A 278-nucleotide genomic window follows, 5' to 3' on the forward strand; every position below is an offset into this window, starting at 1 on the left:
CTGTTCCGCGAGGCCGATGTGAACATGCCGCTGCCGACCGCCAACGAGGCGCTGGCGCAACTGCATGACCGCTTCGCCGGGGAATACCTGTCGCGCTTCGCCGACAGCCGGGTGATGCAACGTGCGCGACAGATCCTGTGCCGTCTGTTGCCGCAAGGCGAACCCCGGCGCGAGGCGGTCGCCCAGGCCCTGTGCCTGTCGGAAAGAACGCTGCAGCGGCGCCTGCAGGAGGAGGGCGGCAGCTTCCAGCAGTTGCTGGACGACACGCGCCGCGACCT

1 protein-coding gene is annotated in these 278 nt (G+C 69.1%); it reads left to right on the top strand.

Annotated elements, in window-relative coordinates; genetic code table 11:
* Positions 1-278 (top strand): helix-turn-helix transcriptional regulator (locus EW028_RS24540; protein WP_483869245.1); only part of this gene is annotated, 278 nt, incomplete at both ends.

The organism is Lysinibacillus sp. OL1 (genome assembly GCF_004332175.1).
Taxonomy (GTDB): domain Bacteria; phylum Bacillota; class Bacilli; order Bacillales_A; family Planococcaceae; genus Lysinibacillus; species Lysinibacillus capsici.